Annotated in this window: 3 protein-coding genes; 1 reads left to right on the top strand and 2 read right to left on the bottom strand. The window is 64.6% G+C overall.

All coding sequences use genetic code 11. From position 1 onward, the window contains the following. Positions 1-332: 332 nt before the first annotated feature. Positions 333-668, bottom strand: a complete 336-nt coding sequence (locus ACF1G2_RS36000; RefSeq protein WP_391802363.1) for a cupin domain-containing protein — start codon at positions 666-668, stop codon at positions 333-335. 72 nt (positions 669-740) lie between these two features. On the opposite strand from ACF1G2_RS36000, the gene ACF1G2_RS36005 reads away from it, so the two are divergent. Continuing rightward, positions 741-1,700, top strand: coding sequence for a helix-turn-helix domain-containing protein (locus tag ACF1G2_RS36005; RefSeq protein WP_391802364.1), 960 nt, complete (start codon positions 741-743; stop codon positions 1,698-1,700). A 57-nt stretch (positions 1,701-1,757) separates the two neighbouring features. On the opposite strand, the gene ACF1G2_RS36010 is transcribed toward ACF1G2_RS36005, so the two are convergent. Beyond that, the gene (locus ACF1G2_RS36010) at positions 1,758-2,357 is read right to left on the bottom strand and encodes a hypothetical protein (protein ID WP_391802365.1); all 600 of its coding nucleotides are present in this window, start codon (positions 2,355-2,357) and stop codon (positions 1,758-1,760) included. Between the last annotated feature and the right edge of the window lie 970 nt (positions 2,358-3,327).

Genomic DNA, 3,327 nt, shown 5'->3' on the forward strand with positions numbered 1-3,327 from the left:
CGCGGCCTCCTCATCGTCTCCGCCCTCGCCACCGACTGGGGAACCCACATCACCCCCGACACCCGAGAAGTCTGGGCACGCCTCGCCAGCTAACCTCTCCATCACTGCGGCGACCTTCACACACGGCGACCCCACAGCCAGCGACTTCACCGGCTAGCGACAGCACCATGAGCCAGCTCGAACTACGCGTACGAACGCGCGGTGAGGCAGCAGCGGACTCCTCTCGGACGCGTGACAGTTTCGCCAACAGCCGGACGCCAGGCTGGAGACTCAACCCCAGGCCCCCCGTGCCGGACATGTGTCTCCGGCCGGAGTACGCGTCCAGCACCAAGTCAGCCCTCCGGATAGAAGAGGAAGAGCGTGCACCCGCTGGTGGTCGAGGGGATGTGCCACGTCCCGGCCGGGGCGTGGAGGAAGGTGCCGGCCGGATAGTCGCGCGCTCCATCGTTGAAAATCCCGGCCACCACGTAGACCTCCTCCGGCCCGGGTTCATGGACATCGCGCCGCGGCCATGAGGCGCCCGCGTCCATCTCCAGCACATTCGCGTGAGCACCATCCGGTCCCCGCCACAGAGGACGCAGCCGGATACCGGGGAACAGCTCACGTATCGGGGCCTCAGCAGCAGAGACGGAGGTGTAACCCAGCTGGGCAAGAATCTCAGGGTGCATGCCGGCAACAGTGCCGCGCGGGGCCCGAGGCGGGACAGAGGCCGGGTTGTCACGATGGGGTACTTTCATGCCATGCATCGCGTAGTGGCGCTCGTGCACCCTGTTCAGTCGACGTTCGAACTCGGTTGCGCGGTTGAGGTATTCGGAACGAAACGGTCCGAGGTGCCGCAGCATTACGAGTTTGAGGTGTGCACTCAGATACCCGGCCCAGTACCGACCACGGCCGGGTATGACATGTTCGTGTCCCAGGGCCTGTCAGCGCTCGACACCGCAGACACCGTGATCATTCCCGGCTGGCTTCCGGTCGGTGACCCACTCCCCGGACCCGTCCGCAGCGCGCTTCTGCGAGCGCACGCGCGAGGGGCGCGCCTGGTGACGATCTGCTCGGGGGTATTTGCACTCGCCGGCACGGGACTACTGGACGGCCGCTCGGCGACCACGCACTGGGCACGAGCCGAGCAGCTACAGCGTGAGTTCCCGCGCGTGCACGTGGAACCGAAGAGGCTCTACGTCGATCACGGAGACGTCGCTACCAGCGCGGGCGCGGGCGCGGGATTCGACCTGTGCTTGCACCTGGTGCAGCGGGACTACGGAGCCGCTTACGCCGCCGTGCTTGCACGGCACATGGTGTTTCCGCCCCATCGCGAGGGCGGCAGGATGCAGAATGCGCCTCCGCCACCGCCAGGGGAATCGCTCGACGACCTGTTCATGTGGACCGAAAAGCGCCTGGGGGCATCCCTATCGGTGGGCGAGCTTGCCGCCCGTCTGGGCATCTCCCGCCGTACCTTGGCCCGTCGTTTCGCCGACCAGCTCGGTACGAGTCCGGGCGCCTGGCTGCTCTCCCAGCGGGTGACTGCGGCACGCACTCTTCTTGAGGAGACGGATCTGTCGGTCGAGGCGATCGCCACCCGCGTCGGACTCACCTCTGCGGTCAACCTCCGCCGCCGCTTCCGCGCCCAGGCGGGCACGACTCCAGGCGCCTATCGGCGAGCTTTCCGCGAGGCCAATCATGACCCTCAGGACCTCAGCTGACTCAAGGGCTAGCGTGAACCGGGTCCCCCAGGATTGCGTCCATCAGCTGCGGTGCCGTCACACCTGGGGGTGCTCGAGCTCCCCTGTCGGTGTTGGGATCAAGAACGGCTCCTCACATCTCCCGCAGAGAATCGGGGCCTTGACCAGTATCGATCGCACTACGCGTAGATTGCGGCCGCACCCGCACACGACCTTTACCCTCGTCCCCCCGCCAGAGTCGCCGAAGCGTGCGGCAGGCCCAAGGAAATCGCTCCTTTCCTTGTGTGCGCTTTCGGAGTGGGCATCGAGGGCGATCTGCAGACGGGCGATCGTTGGGCGATACAACCGTTGAGTTTCCGGCAGCATGCGTGTGAGGGAGAATCCAGTGTTGGGGTGGACCTCCGCGGGATGCTCCAACCCCAGTTCGCTGGCGACGGCCAGGAATCGAAGATTGTGGTAACGGCCGGCCCGGGAGGTATCACGAATCCCTCGGGCAGCGGCAATTCCGTGAGCGGCTTCGTGCAGCAGCCGCTCAAAAGACGGTCCGGGACCACACGCGGACACCGTCTCATTGATCAAGGACTCCGGGGCGGCCAGGTCAGGCAACTCGACGTGATGCTGTTGAATGTCGGCCCACGCCACCGCCAGCTCGGCAGCGAGAATCGGATGAGTCGTCATATTGTGATCCAGTTGCGAGATTCCGCCTGATCTACTGCAGCTTCATGTTCAAGGACAGAGGCGTACGCCGTGTCATGCAAGACGCACCAACTGGCGCATGTGCAATGAATATGCCTGCATGTCATGTCTTCTCCCAGGGGCAATATTTGGCTCACGGTTTCGGGGCGACCACGGGAAGAGTGATGGCGAGAGTTGACGGACAGGGTCGTGTGGGCCCGGCCGGCGAACGCATACCACCAGTGCAGTGTTCAGCGTGCGGCTGAGATGGTGGCAGACACCGTCAGTGCGCCCGAATCGCTCCGGATCGGGCCATGAGGCGTGTGTGTATGTTCGCTGGTCTGCTGACGTTGCCTGCCGACTGCACTTTGGAGGCACTCAGCTTTCAGGTGTCTACACGTGAGTTGTGAGTAGACCCGTAAGCACACTGCAGGAAGCCTACATTTCCCGTGGATAGCCTCGCGGATCTGGAGCAAACTTGGCATGAATACGCCACAAAATATGGGACCGTCCACCCAAAATCGCAATCGCGTCGCCACGGCGCTCAGAGCGGCCAAGCGCAAGCGGTTGCCGGGGAAGTCCTGGTGGTCAGAGGCCTCACCTACACCGCCTGGCGAAGTCCGTGCACGACCCCGGACGGTTGGCGTTCACTGCGATGCTGGAGTACAAAGCCGTCAAGAGGAACCTTGTTTGACCGGGACATCAACGCGGCGGTCAAGGCCGCCGGACTGGCGGTGCCAGCCTGCGGAGCGCGGATGGGGCCATGACTTATGCCGGCACAGCGCGAAGAAGCAGGAACCCACCGAGACGGTCAGGCGATCGTCATAGGACTCTCCTCCGGTCAGGGAGGAGAGCGGAAGTCAATTCACCGGCTCCGGCTCCGGGGCGTCCGGCTCGACGTCCTCCGGCTTCGTCTTCACCGAGTCGAGCAGCAGCTGGGCCACGTCCACCACCTGGACGGACTCCTTCGCCT

Source organism: Streptomyces sp. NPDC013457 (assembly GCF_043089925.1).
Lineage (GTDB): Bacteria > Actinomycetota > Actinomycetes > Streptomycetales > Streptomycetaceae > Streptomyces.